Genomic DNA, 362 nt, shown 5'->3' on the forward strand with positions numbered 1-362 from the left:
AAATCTGTGGTCCTCACCGCGACCCCCACGCCCCCAACGCCCCATTGGGTGCGGTGGACGCACCCCATGCCACATTTAGGGGACAACTGCGGTGCTGACCTGGTGTTTTCGGGGTGAGATGCCCTCTCACCTGCACTCATCCTATCAAACCTGTCTCAGCTAGTTGCGATTCTGTGTCAGGTTGCGACCAGGGCGTTTCCCGGCTGTGCACACATTCTGCCCACGGCTGGTAGCGATTCTTCGCGAGTCGAGGCGGCACGGCCAGGGGGGGCCCACCCACAGGCAGGGCCCCCCCTGGGGGGGCTGATACCACGGGGCGGGACGGCCCACCGCCTGGCGCAAACAGGTGGGGCCCAAGACCA

The sequence above is a fragment of the Amycolatopsis sp. NPDC059021 genome (assembly GCF_042739895.1).
GTDB lineage: Bacteria > Actinomycetota > Actinomycetes > Mycobacteriales > Pseudonocardiaceae > Amycolatopsis.